General features: G+C 59.1%; 7 protein-coding genes. 3 read left to right on the forward strand and 4 right to left on the reverse strand.

Annotated features, from left to right (window positions below; genetic code table 11):
* The first annotated feature begins 9 nt into the window (after nt 1-9).
* Together B723_RS19175 and B723_RS19180 are read left to right on the forward strand one after the other, a co-directional pair.
* Nucleotides 10-4,875 carry an NEL-type E3 ubiquitin ligase domain-containing protein gene (locus tag B723_RS19175; protein ID WP_031318972.1) on the forward strand — a complete coding sequence of 1,622 codons (4,866 nt, stop codon included), beginning with the start codon at nt 10-12 and terminating at the stop codon, nt 4,873-4,875.
* Complete coding sequence (locus B723_RS19180; protein WP_017339177.1) at nt 4,872-8,687, forward strand: dermonecrotic toxin domain-containing protein; 3,816 nt, start codon at nt 4,872-4,874, stop codon at nt 8,685-8,687. Before B723_RS19175 ends, B723_RS19180 begins: the two co-directional genes overlap by 4 nt.
* A gap of 54 nt (nt 8,688-8,741) precedes the next feature.
* On the opposite strand, the gene B723_RS19185 is transcribed toward B723_RS19180, so the two are convergent.
* Nucleotides 8,742-9,236, reverse strand: coding sequence for a DUF934 domain-containing protein (locus B723_RS19185; protein ID WP_017339176.1), 495 nt, complete (start codon nt 9,234-9,236; stop codon nt 8,742-8,744).
* Nucleotides 9,220-10,878: a nitrite/sulfite reductase gene (locus B723_RS19190; protein ID WP_017339175.1), complete on the reverse strand. Its 1,659-nt coding sequence runs from the start codon at nt 10,876-10,878 to the stop codon at nt 9,220-9,222. Before B723_RS19190 ends, B723_RS19185 begins: the two co-directional genes overlap by 17 nt.
* Before the next feature lie 524 nt (nt 10,879-11,402).
* Here B723_RS19190 and B723_RS19195 point away from each other — a divergent pair.
* Entirely contained in the window at nt 11,403-12,476 is a 1,074-nt protein-coding gene (locus tag B723_RS19195) for an ABC transporter substrate-binding protein (RefSeq protein WP_017339174.1), read from the forward strand.
* On the opposite strand, the gene B723_RS19200 is transcribed toward B723_RS19195, so the two are convergent.
* Both B723_RS19200 and metH read right to left on the reverse strand, forming a co-directional pair.
* Complete coding sequence (locus B723_RS19200) at nt 12,473-12,691, reverse strand: DUF2970 domain-containing protein (protein WP_017339173.1); 219 nt, start codon at nt 12,689-12,691, stop codon at nt 12,473-12,475. The genes B723_RS19195 and B723_RS19200 overlap by 4 nt on opposite strands.
* Before the next feature lie 114 nt (nt 12,692-12,805).
* Nucleotides 12,806-16,516, reverse strand: a complete 3,711-nt coding sequence (gene metH, locus B723_RS19205) for a methionine synthase (protein WP_017339172.1) — start codon at nt 16,514-16,516, stop codon at nt 12,806-12,808.
* Nucleotides 16,517-16,530: the final 14 nt, after the last annotated feature.

A 16,530-nucleotide genomic window follows, 5' to 3' on the forward strand; every position in this document is an offset into this window, starting at 1 on the left:
GTGGTCACAATGTCATCTCTGCCCGCGAACCCAAACATTCCTGTATTAACTCCAGATCAACAGGGTGTTTTTTTCGATTTGATTAAAAGTAATACACCAGGCTGGTTGTTGACCGCCTCAAGTCAACTGCGACGTGAGCTCTATGAAAGTCTGATCACCAGCCATCGTTCAAGGAGTGAGCTCGGCGACATCCTGAAGGGCTTGAAGTCGCCTGAAAGCTTCTGTACTCCGCTGCTGGCCCAAGCCATGTCGGACAAGCTGGGCACACCGCTTGATACGGTGGGCGTGATCTTTCAGCACGTACGGTCAACGTCCAGTCTGCTGGGGCTTCGCAAGAAGCTCGTCCTGCCGATTGATCGGGATTTGCTCTCCGCGGCCTGTGAAAATTTTGAACTCAATGAAACACTGCCCGGAAACTATAGTAATACTTCGTTGATTTACATCCCTGAATCAATCACCGGCACTGTCAACGAAATAGTATCGATAGAGCCGCATGAGTTTGCTGCATTGTGCCGAAAACTTGATCTTGGGAAACAATATCAGGCGCATGTTCAATCGTTGTTTCAACCGGCCTCCGGCATTAACGAATTGCGTAACAAGTATGTTGCGCACGCAAAGAACAGCTTTGAAGTGCAGCGGCATATAGCGCTGATGAAAAAGACTGTCAGTACGGAAATGCACCAGGTGTTAAAGGCCGTCAAGGAACAGCAGCCTGTCAAGCTGGGTACCAACACACTGGGTTACCAAGCGTTGACGATGTTTGATGTAACGATCAATGGGGCAATGTTTATCGGGCCGGTCGGCGAGCATGAGGATGACGATTACCGCTGCGTGGTTTATCTGCCGGATGACCCGTTGCATCCTTTGAAGGAGTACGTGTCGTTCAAGGATTTCGAGGTGGAATTGAGTGGGCGATTGAGAACCACCGCGTTCAGGAAATTCTTCATGCGCTACATCAAGCTGGGTGAACGGTCTGCGTTTCTGCAAGCCCTTGATAAGGGGTTGACGTCGCCTGCTTCCTCACCTCTTCCCGCGAGCAGTGTTTACGTCTCGCTGTCTGGTGCAGACATACAAGGTGACATGTTTCAGGAAATATTTCGTCAGTACACAAGCCAGGTCATGGCGGATACCCGGCTTCTGGTGGTGCCCACCGACGATGAAGACGAAAAAACCCGACTGGACAGACTGGAGACCTACAAGTCCATAGGTCTCAACCTCCTTTTGTTCGGTGCGTCGTTTGTACCGTTTGTAGGCCACATCCTGTTGGCAGTGACGGTCATGCAGCTGCTGTCGGAGGTGTATGAAGGCGTCGCCAGCTGGTCCAGAGGCGAGCAGGAACAGGCCACGGACTATCTGTTCGATACCGTCGAAAACCTGATTCTGATGGCCGCGTTTGCCGCAGGCTCGGCAGCCGTTGGCACGGCGTATAAAACCATCAGGACCTCCGTCTTCATCGAGCGCCTGAGAAAGGTTCCGGGCGTGGATTCCCGAGGCCGTTTGTGGAATCCGGACCTGTCGGGCTATCAACAGAGCCGGCGGTTACCTCGCACGCTCGCGCCTGATGTACGAGGACTGCATTGGGTGGGCGGTCAAGCGTACCTTCCCATTGATACGAGTCTTTATGCGGTACGTCCAAAACCGGCGACGGACCTGTGGGAGGTGATCCCCCCGGTTAATAGCGTCGGCACCTATGCGCCCGAGCTCGAAACCAATGATGCAGGGGCCTGGCGACATGACTCGGAACTGCCGCAAGAATGGGATCGGCTCAAATTGTTTCGCCGTTTCGGTTACACCCGCGAACAATTGTCAGATACCGCCGCAACGCAAATCCTTGCGGTCTGCGGGATCGATGACACCCTTTTGCGCCAGGCACACGTTGACCGCAGCAGGCCCCCGGCCTTGCTGGTCGATACGGTGCAACGGTTTCGGGCAGATGCTGCGGTCACGGACTTTATCGACCAGTTGAAAACCCCGTCCTCGGCTTCCCTGGCGGACCCCGATCTGCAATTGCATCTGCTGACGGCATCCAGTCATTGGCCAGTCAACTCTGCCATCAAAGTCGTCAATGCTGCGGGTCGGCAAGTGAGTTTCTATGGCGCGGCCACTGCGGTACCGGGAAAAACCGTCAGTCTCAATCAGGATGCGTTACATAAAGGGCAGTTACATACTGCCTTGCTATCCGCTCTGGACAATGCTCAACGCCAAAGCCTTCTGGGCTCGAATACCCAGGGCGCCACGGTCCAGGCAACGGCCCTGACAACAATCATTGCCAATCAAGCCGAAAGCAACAAACTTGCGCTGTTCGAGCGAATCCATGAGCGCACCGAAGTTCCCGGTGATGCCCGTGCGACGGTGTTGATGCAGAAGATTGCCCACTTACCTTCGGCGATTGCCGAAGAACTGGTGCGGCATGCCGACACCGGGGAGTGGAGCAGCCTGGAGGCTGGTAACGTACCGTTGCGGCTGGCTGAGGAAGCCCGTCGCTACATGCAGCTGGTGCATGTCAGCCGGGCTTATGAAGGGTTGTATCTCAACGCTGTGGGCGGATCGTCCACGGATCGTTTGGTACTCGACACCCTTGAGCAACTGCCTGGATGGGCCGGCAATGCGCGGGTACAGATAGAGGGGTCGTCAAGTGCTCACGACGAGGTGGCCGGTATTGGACTCGTGCAAGCGACGGAGAAGGTGCAGGTCAGCGTTCATCCCGATCGATACAGCGTGTCTGTCGGCGACAGCACACCCGCGACCACATTCCAGAAACGTACGCGCGAACATTATTTCAAGGCACTCTGGCATGGACTTTCTGCGCAACGCAAAACAGCACTGGGCGTGAACCTGGACGACGGCGGGGCTGCATTGCGACAGAAGATCACGCAGCTCGCCCTGACGCGGCGAGCAGCCATTGCGCAACTTATCGATGCTCAACCGTCGCGATCGGGCTACACCTCCCCGATGAGGCTGGCTGACAGGCCCATCACGTCGTTTTCTCCTGTGTTACCGGTACCCTTGGATATCAAAAGCACCCACGACGTCCTGGTACGCAGGGCGCTGGAACTTTATCCGATGCATTCTCCCGTAAAAATTCACGCCTTGGTGAATGCGCTGGGGGGGAACTTGACCGTCGTCCTGAAAAAGCTGGAAGCGCTGAGGCTGCAATTTCAAACCATCAGGCAGGTTCTGAGCCACTGGGTCAGTCGGCAAACCTGGCATCAGCCGCCCGAGGGCTCAAGGCAGGAGGTCAGTCGGCTCAGCAAAGAGCGCGTTGCTCAGGCAATCATTCGCTGCTGGCGCAACGAACCCGTGACGACAGAGTCTGGTGAGAAGCTTCTCACCACACTCACGATTGACGCCCGGCCCCTGGGCGAATTGCCAGTCATCGTCGCGGATTTCAGTCACGTAGACAGGCTGGTGATGGACGGCGTGGGCGCCAGCGCCGGGCTGAATGCTTTTCTGCAAAACTTCAAAAATCTTCGAAGCCTGTCACTGAGGGGCAATCAACTGACAAGGTTGCCGCTGGCGCTGGGCGCGATGTCCAGGCTGGTTCATCTGGATCTGAGCGATAACCTGATCCAACTGACCACCGAGTCGGTGACTCAATTGGCGGGCATGACCAGCCTGCAATCGCTGAACCTGGCCTTTAATCCGCACCTCACGAGGGCGCCCGATGTCAGCAGGCTGCAACACCTGGAGCACCTGAACCTGCAAGGGACCGGGATAAAAACGTGGCCTTCGGGCGCCTCCAGTCTGCCGCGACTGCGCGAGTTCGATCTACGTGACAATCAGATAGAAACGCTACCGGAGGAGGTATTCAGGGCCCATGCGGTCCCTAACAAGAGCACCAACCTTCATGGCAACCCGTTGTCTGCCGACGCGTTGAAAAAGGTCGCTGCACATCAGCAGAAAACCGGCGTGAGCCTCGGGGTCATTGCCTCGGAATATCGTCGTTCAACGGTGTACACGCCAGTCGAGGCGCAAAGTTCAGCGTGGCTTGCAGGTCCAGGCTCGACAGAAACCCTTCGCAAGCGTGAGTTGTGGGATTCCTTGCGGGCCTATCCAGACTCCAGGGGGTTTTTCAATGTACTTGCACGACTGTCCGAAACAGCCGACTACACCCATCTTTTCAACCACTTCAGCCAGCGGATCTGGAACGTTCTGGAGGTCGCGGCGGAAGACGAACGGATGCGACGCAGGCTGTTTCGCCTGGCTGAGGTCGGAAGGTTCAGCGTTGATGGCTACTCGGCACTCTTCAGTGAGATGGAAATACAGGTGTTGTTTTATCGGGCCATGACCGCGGCCCTGGCCGGGGCGGCATCGGTGGAGCAGCAACTGATCACCCTGCTCAGGGGGTTGTTCAGGTTACATGAGGTCGAGGGATTCGCGCTGGCGGATATCAATGCGCGGACCGGTCCGCAGTCTCGAAGCTACGAGCATGCCCTGGAGATCAGTCTTGCGTATCGCGTGGGGCTGGCCGAACGCCTGGGCTTGCCGGGTCAGCCGAGAACGCGGGTATCGGCGTTGAATGTCGAGGTGGCTCCGGCGGCACTGGAGCGGGCTTTTCAAAAAGTACTGAGCACCGAACGCACCAGCGCGTTACTGGAATGGACCATCACTCAACAGTTTTGGGTGGAATATCTGGAAGAATCACATCCAGACCGTTTCCTGGCCGTCGCCGACCGGTCGGCGCGGGAGTTTGCGCAAGTGGAGGGGCAGGCTGAACTCTCGCGCGCGGTGGCCACGGAACGCCTGAATGCCATTTTTGACAACTTCAAAAATGAGCGTCGGGCATTGCTCAGGCAACTCACTGGCGCGGCATTGACACGCCATCCCGCAGCGCCTGTCCCGAGTTCCAGCGCCCATTCGGGGGCGTCCCGATGAACGATTTCACTCACGATCCTGTCGACGGCCAGACGCCGTCGGCAATGCCAGGATGGCGTGCCGAACTGAAAGCCGGTATCGATCTCGCCTTGCCACAATCCCCGGGCCAGTTTGGCGAACGCTTGATCAAGGAAAAGTGGGGGGCGGGCATCGATCCGCAGACGGCCTTGCTGGTCACGCTCGATTACAACTACAAGGGGCATCCTGCAGAAAACGGTATCGAGCAGGGGCGGGTGGCGAGCTCCCGGTCGCTGCTGCAAACGTTGCTGTCCAACGACCAGACTGTGGGGGACGGCCGTTTCGCCGAAACCGCGTTCGGCTTGTACACGCCACCGGATATCGGACCCGCCGTACGCATCGTGGAAAATGCCGATGAGTTTGCCGATCACGGCAGCGGCAATCACCAGACGTATGAAGGTGTTTATCGCCGAACCGCACCGCAAGTCTACGGGCCGCCGACACAGATCAATCTCAGGCCAGCCGAGTTCAAGAAGTGGGTCTGGGAACTGGAATTGAAGGGCTTGTACGAAGCGTATCTCGGTCAAGCCTGGCCGGCCGATGACGTCATTCTCGCACCCAAACCTTATGCGTTGAGAACGTCGGTCAAAGCGGCGTTCGTCATGGCGGCCTGGTTGCAACTTCACGAACAGCGCCTGTCGCCAAAAGGCCTGAAGCTTGCGATGCAAGCGGCAGGTTTGCCGCCGGATCAGCCGTGGGAAACGCTGACCATCGAGCAACTGCAAGCACCGACTCTCGCTCCTTCAGCCGTCAGGGCCGGGCGGTTGAAGCTCTACCGTTACACCGCGACAGATATCTGGGCCTTCCGTGACACCGCCAGTGCCAGAGTGCTGTTGTTCATCCCCGGCAATTCTTCCCCGCTGCACGAATTCGCCGACGCGACTCAACTGCACCAATGGATTGCCGCACAAGGCCGGGTGAATGAAACGAAACAGGCTTTGGCCGCCCACTTTGCCGAGGATGATCGCGAGGACGGTACGTTTCATGCCGGTGTCCTGACGGCGCTGGATGGCATGGCGTTGTATCCGGGGAAACACTGGCTGACGAACAATGCCGGCTTTTTCAACAACGACGGCTACTGGGATCCGGACGAGTACATCGGCTACGACGATCCTGCATCCGCCACCGATGCGTTTGCCCACTGCGTGCTGACGATGAAGCAGGCCGCCCGGGCCACTGTCCAAAGCATCCGTGACGATGCCCAGGTCAATCGTGGCAATCTAAGCGCAGTCGTTGAACCGCTTGTGCAGTGGGTCAACCGGTTCGGGCCACTGGCGTTGTTCGTTCCGGGAGGCGAGGGGATACTGGCGCTGGCCGGACTTATTGACGCGGGCTACGGCATTGATCAGGTGGCCAATGGCACAACTTCACGCGATCGCTCAGAGGGCGTGACGCGCACTGTTTTTGGCTTGCTCAATGCGTTGCCGGTAGGCGCGGAGGTGGCGCTGAAAGGGGAAACGGCCATCGTCGATTCAGCAGCGGAAGAACTCAGGCCTGAGTCGGAAGTGGCCGTTGCCCCGACGCCCGATCCGGTGAGCGTGACGCCAGCGAGCCGCGTCGAGCTCATTCGCGCCATCGGCCCCTCGGTGGCGTCTTTCAGTGATGAAGTGCTGGCACAGATCGGCAAGGTCAGCGCGATTGACGACGATATGCTGCGGTTGATGCAGGCTGGCCGCTCGCCGACGCCCTTGCTGGCGGACACCATCAGTCGCTTCAGGATCGATCACGATCTCGGCCCGGTCGGGGAGGCTGCGCAATTCAGTCAGCGTTACGAAGCACTCCAGCGTTCGGAGCACGAATGGGTCCGTCTGTTCCAGCAGCAGTACCCGGACCTGCCAACAGCCGCGATCGAGCAAATGCTTGACCGCTACGGCGTGGACATCCAACAGACACCCGACGTGGCCGATGCCAGGCAGCTTTTCGCACGCCTGGACGGCAAGGCACGGGAATACCAACAACATGTGCGGCTCAATCGCGCCTATGAAGGTTTTTATCTGCGGGCGGTTGCGAATGCCGACACGGACACGCTGGCCTTGCACTCCCTGAAAAACCTGCCCGGCTGGCCGCAAGATTTGCGAATCGAGGTCCTCGACGGTTCGTCCACCGGCCGGGTTCTTGACCGTTGCGGGCCCCTTGATGCCACCCATTACCGAAGCGTCATCAAGGCAGGCAACGGTTACCTGCGGCAGGGTCGGCCAACGGATTTCTATGACGCGATCCTCGGCGTGCTGTCGGACGAGGAACGCTCGGTGTTGCATCTCACATCACGGAATCCGGCCAGCGAGTTGCGGCTAAGCCTCAGCGATTGTGCATTGTCCCGAGCTGAAACCCTGCTCGGTTTGCAAAGGCTCGATTCAGGGCTGACCTTCGAACGCCAGGGGTTGCGCGGTGGAGGCTACCCGTCGACGCCTCAGGGTGAAGCCATGGCATTGCAAGCCACCCGATTACAGATCAAGGATATTTACCCGGACTTCACCGATGCTGAGGTGGATCAGGTCATACAGCGCGAAGGCGTCTCGGTACAGGCGTATATCGATCGGCTGAATCTGCAGTTCCAACAACTCAACACCGAGTTGAATGGCTGGGTCGAGCAAACGGTGCAAGACATTGCCGACATGGACATTCCCATGCTGGCCATGGGCGATGAAGAGGCGGCGGGTATGAACCCTGCCCAAATTGCCGTGCACAATGCCCACTTCCTGCAAATGGCCTTGCACGAGGAACAGACAGTCAGGACGGAGCTCGCCGTGGAACTTGCCGCCATTTGGCAAAAGCGCGCGCCGAACCGCCGTGTCAGGCTCGATCTCGCCTTCGAGGACTATCACCGACTGCCCACCCTGAGCGTGCGGCTTGATGATGTGGTCGAATTGTCGATGCAAGGCTTCCATCTGACCGAGGAGGACAGTCTGAACGGCTTTCTCGAGAGCTTCCCGAATCTCGAGGTGTTGAATCTGGAAAACGTCGACTTGCGTCATTTCCTGGTGGACGGCCAGGAAGGGAATGCCTTGCCGCCTGCTCTGTGCCAGTTGAGAAACCTGTCCTCACTCAATCTGCGCGCCACCCAGCTGGTATTCAGTGAACGCGCTGCTTCACAACTGACTGAGCTGAAAAGCTTGCAAAGCCTCGACCTGAGCGACAACCCGTTGGGTGTACCGCCGATGGTGCTGGGCTTGAACAATCTGCGCCAACTCAACCTGCGCAATACCCGCATCAGCCATTGCCCGGTCGGGATCATGGATGAGCCATACCTGACGTCCCTGGATTTGCGCGATAACCAGATCACGCGCATCCCCCAAGCGGTGCTGAACCAGGCGATCGCCAGGGATCGGGTGCTGCTGTGGAACAACCCGTTGAGCGATGAAGACACCTTGCAGCGGCTGGTCGCGCATCGAGAACAAACGGGGATCAACCTGTGGTTGAGTGCACAGGGTGCTGACTATGCGAGTCCGTTGGCCTGGTTGAACGGGATTGAACCAGGGCTGCGCGAGGCCAGGATGCAGGTCTGGCTGCGACTGGCGCTCAAGCCGGGTGGTGGGCGGTTTCTAGGGACCATGAACACGTTGACCCTCACCCCGGATTTTCGGGTCAATTACCTGGATCTTCAGGCACGGGTATGGCGGCTGTTGAGTGAAGCGGATGCTTCGGATGAATTGTGGGGCCGATTGACCCTGAATCCACTGATGCCGGCGGGCGCGTTCGATAACCCGTTTGCGGTGTTCACCACACTGGAAAACCGTGCGCAGATTTACCGGGACTGGGTGGCTTTGGGGCGACCGATTCCGATCGAGCGATAGCAGATGGGTGGAGCCGATAAAGCCCTGATCCCATTGGACCAGGGCTTTATGTGGTCAGCGGCGACGGAACAACGGCAGCGGTTCGTCGGTGGCGGCCTGATAGGTCACCGAGAAGTCCTTGAGACCTTCCAGGGCTTCGTACGGATCTTTGTCGGCACGAATCGCAAAGGCGTCAAAACCACAGCGATGCATGTAAAACAGCTGGTCGCGCAACACATCGCCAATCGCCCGCAGTTCACCTTTGAAACCGTAACGGTCACGCAGCAGGCGGGCGTTGGAGTAGTTGCGGCCATCAGTGAAGGCCGGGAAGTTCAAGGCGATGACCTGGAAGTTCGCGACGTCTTCACCGATCTCTTCGGCTTCTTCATCGGCATCCAGCCATACACCCAGGCCGCCATCACGGGCCTTGAGCATGCGGCTGTGCTCGCGCCACAGTTGCAACGGGACGATCAGGTCGTCGCAGTTGCTGATCTCGTCGATGTTGAAGTCCTTTGGCAACAGGTGCCAGGTTTCGTCGACGACTTCGTTGTTCTTAATGATTCGCTGCATAGACGCGTTCCTTGAAGAGGTCGATGCCAATACGCTGGTAGGTGTCGATGAAACGCTCGTCTTCGGTACGTTGTTCGATGTACACGTCGATCAGCTTTTCGATCACGTCAGGCATGGCTTCCTGGGCAAAGGACGGGCCGAGGATCTTGCCCAGGCTCGCATCGCGGCTGGCGCTGCCGCCGAGGGATACCTGGTAGAACTCTTCGCCTTTCTTGTCCACCCCGAGGATGCCGATGTGGCCGACGTGGTGGTGACCACAGGCGTTCATGCAGCCGGAGATGTTCAGGTCGAGTTCGCCGATGTCGAACAGATAATCCAGGTCGTCGAAACGGCGCTGGATCGATTCGGCGATCGGGATCGATTTGGCGTTGGCCAGCGAGCAGAAATCGCCGCCAGGGCAGCAGATGATGTCGGTCAGCAACCCGATGTTCGGCGTGGCGAAACCTTGCTCGCGCAATTCGCCCCACATGGCGAACAACTGGCTCTGTTCAACGTCGGCCAGAATGATGTTCTGCTCGTGGGAGGTGCGCAGTTGACCGAAACTGTAACGATCGGCCAGGTCGGACACGGCGTCGAGCTGCTTGTCGGTGATGTCGCCCGGCGCAACGCCGGTCGACTTCAGGGACAGGGTCACGGCCACATAACCCGGCTTCTTGTGCGCCAGGGTATTGCGGGTACGCCAGCGAGCGAAGCCCGGGTGTTGCTTGTCGAGTTCGGCGAGTTCGGCGGTCTGGTTGTCCAGTGCCTTGTAGTCCGGGTCGACGAAGTGTTTGGCGACGCGATGCACTTCGGCTTCGGTCAGCGTGGTCTGGCCACCGCGAAGGTGTTCCATTTCGGCATCGACTTTCTGTGCGAAGACTTCAGGCGTCAGGGCCTTGACCAGAATCTTGATCCGCGCCTTGTACTTGTTGTCGCGACGGCCATAGCGGTTGTACACACGCAGGATGGCGTCGAGGTAGCTCAACAGGTCTTGCCACGGCAGGAATTCATTGATGAACGCGCCAACCACCGGGGTGCGGCCCAGGCCACCGCCGACCAGCACACGGAAGCCCAGTTCGCCCGCAGCGTTGTGTACCGGCTCAAGGCCGATGTCATGGACTTCGATGGCGGCACGGTCGGAGGTCGAACCGTTGATCGCGATCTTGAATTTACGCGGCAGGTAAGCGAATTCCGGGTGGAATGTCGTCCATTGGCGAACGATCTCGCACCATGGGCGCGGGTCGATCAGCTCATCGGCAGCGACGCCGGCGAACTGGTCGGTGGTGACATTGCGCAGGCAGTTGCCGCTGGTCTGGATCGCGTGCATCTGCACGGTGGCCAGCTCAGCCAGGATGTCCGGGATGTCTTCCAGCGCCGGCCAGTTGAACTGCACGTTCTGGCGGGTACTGATGTGGGCATAGCCCTTGTCGTAGTCGCGGGCAATCTTCGCCATCATTCGCGTCTGGCGCGAAGTCAGCTGGCCGTAAGGCACCGCCACCCGCAACATCGGGGCGAAACGCTGGATATAAAGCCCGTTTTGCAAGCGCAGAGGGCGGAATTCTTCTTCGCTCAGCTCGCCTGCCAGATAGCGTCGGGTCTGATCACGGAACTGCTTGACGCGGTCCTCGATGATCCGCTGATCGTACTCGTCGTATACGTACATATAAGTCCTGTTCTCAGGCTTGGGCCGGTCGGATCCAGTGGCGATTTTCGCTTGCTGACATCTCCGATACTGCCTCGGCAATTCTGCGCGCACGGCCGCGCACTCCCTACGGAGCCGGGGCAAGATACCAGTTTGGAGTTATGCGCAAAAGTGATGTTTGAGTATATGCAAAGAACCAAAACGACTAACGAGAACCGTTATTGATAAACCCGTATTTGTGGTGTGGGCAATCCTCGTCTTTACTGTGGTCGAGTCTTTATGCAATCACCGATAAAACCGACAAGAGGCGATGCAATGAGCAACCCTACCAAAGCTTCAAAGCCTGACAGTACGGTCGATGCGTGGGCCATTCTGTTTCTGATCATTCTGGTCGTAGGCACCGCGGTATTCTGGGTCAGCCATCAATAACCGACCCCGTCCGGGCCCGACGCTGACGATTGTCGGACAAAAACCGGAATAAACGCCGTTTTACGGAGGTTCGCTGGCTATAATGCGCAGCGAATTTCCGGGGGCTCGGACGATCAATGCTGAAGTTTTTCTACACCTTCCTGCTGATGCTGGGCGCGGCTTGCGGCCCTGCTGCGCGTGCGGAATCGGTGTTGTTCCTGAATCCGGGAAAGGTGGATGAAGCCTTCTGGGTCAGTTATTCGCAATTCATGCAGGCAGCCGCCACGGATCTGGGTATTGATCTGCGCATTCTCTACTCCCGGCGCATGCCGGAGCTCGCGCTGGCGCAAGCCCGTCAAGCGTTGCAAGGCCCCGATCGTCCTGACTATCTGGTGTTCGTCAACGAACAGTACGTTGCCCCGCAAATCCTGCGCCTGGCTCAGGGCAGCGGGGTGAAGCTGTTTATGGTCAACGCGTCGCTCACGGCAAATCAACTGAGCCTGTTGGGTGAGCGCCCTGATCGGCTGGGCAGCCTGGTGCCCAACGATGAAGAGGGCGGCTACCTGATGCTCAAGGAGCTGATCCGCCAGCATCCGCCCGTGGCGCCCGGTGAGGTGATCGAATTGCTGGCGTTCTCCGGCCTGAAGATCACGCCATCGGCGCAGCTGCGCGAGCAAGGCATGATGCGCGCGTTGGCCGAGCATCCCGAGGTGCGTTTGCGGCAACTGGTGTACAGCGGCTGGACTCGGGACCGTGCGTATGAACAGGCGAAATTGCTGTTTCGGCGCTATCCGAAGGTGTCGCTGGTGTGGTCCGCCAATGACGAAATGGCGTTTGGCGCCATGCAGGCGTATTCAGAGACCGGCGGCGTACCCGGAAAGGGCGCGTTGTTCAGCGCGGTCAACACCTCTACCGCCGCGTTGAAAGCGAAAGTGGATGGACGATTGAGCGTCCTGTTGGGCGGTCATTTCACCCTGGGTGGCTGGGCTCTGGTGGAATTGCATGACCTCGATCGGGGCGTGGACATCAGCCAGTACGGCGGTCGTGATCGCCAGATTCCATTACTGCAACTGGTCGACAGGGCAACCGCCAGGCGAATGCTGGCCATGGGCGACTCGCCGGATTACGGCGTGGACTTCCGCCGCCTGTCGGCCAAGGGACGGCCGACGTCCTATCGCTATCCGTTCAGCCTGCAAACCCTGATGCGCTAAACCCCTGCCAGCAACAGCACCAGCTGCACGATGCCGTAGAGCGCCAAGGCGAACACCGTCGTGAACAGAATCCCCAGAATCACAAAATGACTGGGCTTGCCGTGGGTGAAATCCCGGGCCCGGTTCTTCCCGCTCTGCACCCCGAACGCCGCCGCCATGACACTGTGCAGCATCTGCCAGAGCGTGGGCGGCTTGTTATCGACTGGATCGTCCATAAACCCCTCGTCACGAATGTGTGAAGGGTAAGCATAGACAATCCGCGGCCAGCACAAAGCAAATGTGGAAGCGGTCTCTCGACCGGCCACGGAATTGTGGCCGGGAGACTGATCCTAGTTGTCGTAACCGAGGTTCGGCGCCAACCAACGTTCGGTCACGCTCAACACCTGGCCTTTGCGCGAGGTGTAGCTCTGCACCTGATCCTTGTCGACCTTGCCCACGGCGAAGTATTGCGCCTGCGGGTGAGCGAAGTACCAGCCGCTGACCGCCGCCGCCGGGAACATTGCGTAGTGCTCGGTGAGGAACACGCCGCTGCGCCCGGCCTGCATCTCGCTGGCTTCAGGGTCGAGCAAGGCGAACAGGGTGCTTTTCTCGGTGTGATCCGGGCAGGCCGGATAGCCGGGAGCAGGGCGGATGCCGGTGTATTGCTCTTTGATCAGCGCCTCGTTGTCGAGCGTCTCGTCCTTGGCGTAACCCCAATAATCCTTGCGGACCTGTTGGTGCAACCACTCGGCGCACGCCTCGGCCAAGCGGTCGGCCAAGGCCTTGACCATGATCGAGTTGTAATCGTCACCCGCGTCCTGATAAGCCTTGGCCACTTCTTCGGCGCCGATGCCGGCGGTGGTGATGAAGCCACCCACGTAGTCGGTGATTTCACTGTCCTTCGGCGCCACGAAGTCGGCCAGGGAGAAGTTCGGCTTGCCGTCGGTCTTGATGATCTGCTGACGCAGGTGATGCAGTTTGGCCAAGGGCTTGCCGTCATCGCCGTAGACTTCGATGTCGTCGTCACGCACCTGGTTGGCTGGCCAGAAACCGAACACCGCACGGGCGCTGATCAGTTTCTCGTCGATCAGCTTGGCGAGCATTTCCTGGGCATCGGCGTACAGCGCCGTAGCGGCTTCACCGACCACTTCGTCCTGGAGGATGCGCGGGAACTTGCCGGCCAGGTCCCAGGAGATGAAGAACGGCGTCCAGTCGATGTATTCGGCCAGGACTTTCAGGTCGATGTTGTCCAGCACTTTAGAGCCGGTGAATGTCGGTTTGACCGGCGCATAGGTGCTCCAGTCGAACTGCGGCTTCTTGGCGATGGCGGCCGCATAGCTCAGGCGTTCGGTACGGGCACTGCGGTTGGCGGTGCGCTCGCGAACGTCGATGTATTCCAGGCGGGTCTTCTCGACGAACGCCGGTTTCAATTCCTTGGACAGCAACTGCGTCGCCACACCGACGGCGCGGGAGGCGTCGGTGACGTAAATCACCGCGTCGTTGCTGTACTTCGGCTCGATCTTCACCGCCGTGTGTGCCTTGGAGGTGGTCGCGCCGCCGATCATCAGCGGCAGGTGGAAGTCCTGGCGCTGCATCTCGCGGGCCACGTGGACCATTTCATCCAGCGAAGGCGTGATCAGACCGGACAGGCCGATGATGTCGCATTTCTGCTCCTTGGCCACTTGCAGGATCTTCTCCGCCGGCACCATCACGCCGAGGTCGACGATGTCATAGCCGTTACAGCCCAGCACCACGCCCACGATGTTCTTGCCGATGTCGTGCACGTCGCCTTTCACCGTGGCCATGAGGATCTTGCCCTTGGCTTCCGGCTTGTCGCCTTTTTCCAGTTCGATGAACGGGATCAAGTGGGCCACGGCCTGCTTCATCACACGGGCGGATTTCACCACCTGCGGCAGGAACATTTTGCCGGCGCCGAACAGGTCACCGACGATGTTCATGCCGGACATCAGCGGGCCTTCGATTACCTCGATCGGGCGCGCGAACGACTGGCGCGATTCTTCGGTGTCTTCGACGATGTGCGTGGTGATGCCCTTGACCAGTGCGTGCTCCAGACGCTTGTTGACGTCCCAGCCGCGCCACTCTTCGGTCTCGGCTTCCTTGACGCTGCCGTCGCCCTTGTACTTGTCGGCGATGGCGAGGAGGGCGTCGGTGCCTTCCGGGGTGCGGTTGAGGATCACGTCTTCGACGGCGTCGCGCAGTTCCACCGGGATCTGGTCGTAGATCTCCAGCTGGCCGGCGTTGACGATGCCCATGGTCAGGCCGTTGCGGATCGCATACAGCAGGAACACCGAGTGGATCGCCTCACGCACCGGGTTGTTGCCACGGAACGAGAAGGACACGTTGGACACGCCACCCGAGGTCAGCGCATACGGCAGTTCGTCGCGGATGTAGGCACAGGCGTTGATGAAGTCCACGGCGTAGTTGTTGTGTTCTTCGATACCGGTGGCCACGGCGAAGATGTTCGGGTCGAAGATGATGTCTTCCGGCGGGAAGCCGACTTCGTTGACCAGAATGTCGTAGGAGCGTTTGCAGATCTCTTTCTTGCGCGCTTCGGTGTCGGCCTGGCCGGCTTCGTCGAAGGCCATTACGACCACGGCGGCGCCGTAGCGCTTGCACAGTTTGGCGTGATGAATGAACTGCTCGACGCCTTCCTTCATGCTGATCGAGTTGACGATGCCCTTGCCCTGGATGCACTTCAGGCCGGCTTCGATCACTTCCCACTTCGAGGAGTCGATCATGATCGGCACGCGGGAAATGTCCGGTTCACCGGCAATCAGATTGAGGAAGGTCACCATGGCCTTCTTCGAATCGAGCATCCCCTCGTCCATGTTGATGTCGATGATCTGCGCGCCGGCTTCAACCTGCTGCAGGGCGACTTCCAGGGCTTCGCTGTAATTGTCTTCACGGATCAGTCGGGCGAACTTGGCCGAACCGGTGATGTTGGTGCGCTCACCAACGTTGACGAACAACGAGCTGCGATCGATGGTGAACGGCTCCAGGCCCGAGAGGCGGCAGGCCTTCGGAATGTCCGGGATTTCACGCGGTGCATAACCGGCGACGGCTTTGGCAATGGCTTCGATGTGGCCCGGCGTGGTGCCGCAGCAGCCGCCGACGATGTTGAGGAAGCCGCTTTGGGCGAATTCTTCGATGACCTTGGCCGTTTGCGACGGCAGTTCGTCGTACTCGCCGAATTCGTTCGGCAGGCCGGCGTTCGGGTGCGCGGAGACGTGGGTGCCGGCCTTGTTCGACAGCTCTTCGAGGTACGGGCGCAGTTCGCTGGCGCCGAGTGCGCAGTTCAGGCCGACGGAAATCGGTTTGGCGTGGGCCACGGAGTTCCAGAAGGCTTCGGTGGTCTGGCCCGACAGGGTGCGGCCGGAAGCGTCGGTGATGGTGCCGGAGATCATGATCGGCAGTTCGACGCCCAACGCTTCGAACACCCCTTGCACGGCGAAGATCGCGGCTTTGGCGTTCAGGGTGTCGAAGATGGTTTCGATCAGGATCAGGTCGGCGCCGCCTTCGATCAGGCCTTTGGTGGCCTCGGTGTAGTTCTCCACCAGCTCATCGAAGGTCACGTTGCGGTAACCGGGGTTGTTCACGTCTGGCGACAGCGAGCAGGTGCGGCTGGTCGGGCCGAGCACGCCAGCGACGAAGCGCGGCTTGTCCGGGTTCTCGAGGGTTTTCGCATCGGCGATCTTGCGCGCCAGGCGAGCGCCTTCTACGTTCAGTTCGTAGGCCAGTTCTTCCATGCCGTAATCGGCCATGGAAATCCGGGTGGCGTTGAAGGTGTTGGTTTCCAGAATGTCCGCGCCGGCATCCAGGTAGGCTTTCTCGATACCACCGATCACGTCCGGGCGCGTCAGCACCAACAGGTCGTTGTTGCCTTTGACATCGCTCGGCCAGTCGGCAAAGCGTTTGCCACGGTAATCCTGCTCCTCGAGCTTGTAGCTCTGGATCATCGTGCCCATACCGCCATCGAGAATCAGGATGCGCTCTTTAAGGGCGTGCTTGAGAGCTTGAAGGCGAATACTGCGATCGGACATTTGGACTACTCGGA

Source organism: Pseudomonas fluorescens NCIMB 11764 (genome assembly GCF_000293885.2).
Taxonomy (GTDB): domain Bacteria; phylum Pseudomonadota; class Gammaproteobacteria; order Pseudomonadales; family Pseudomonadaceae; genus Aquipseudomonas; species Aquipseudomonas fluorescens_B.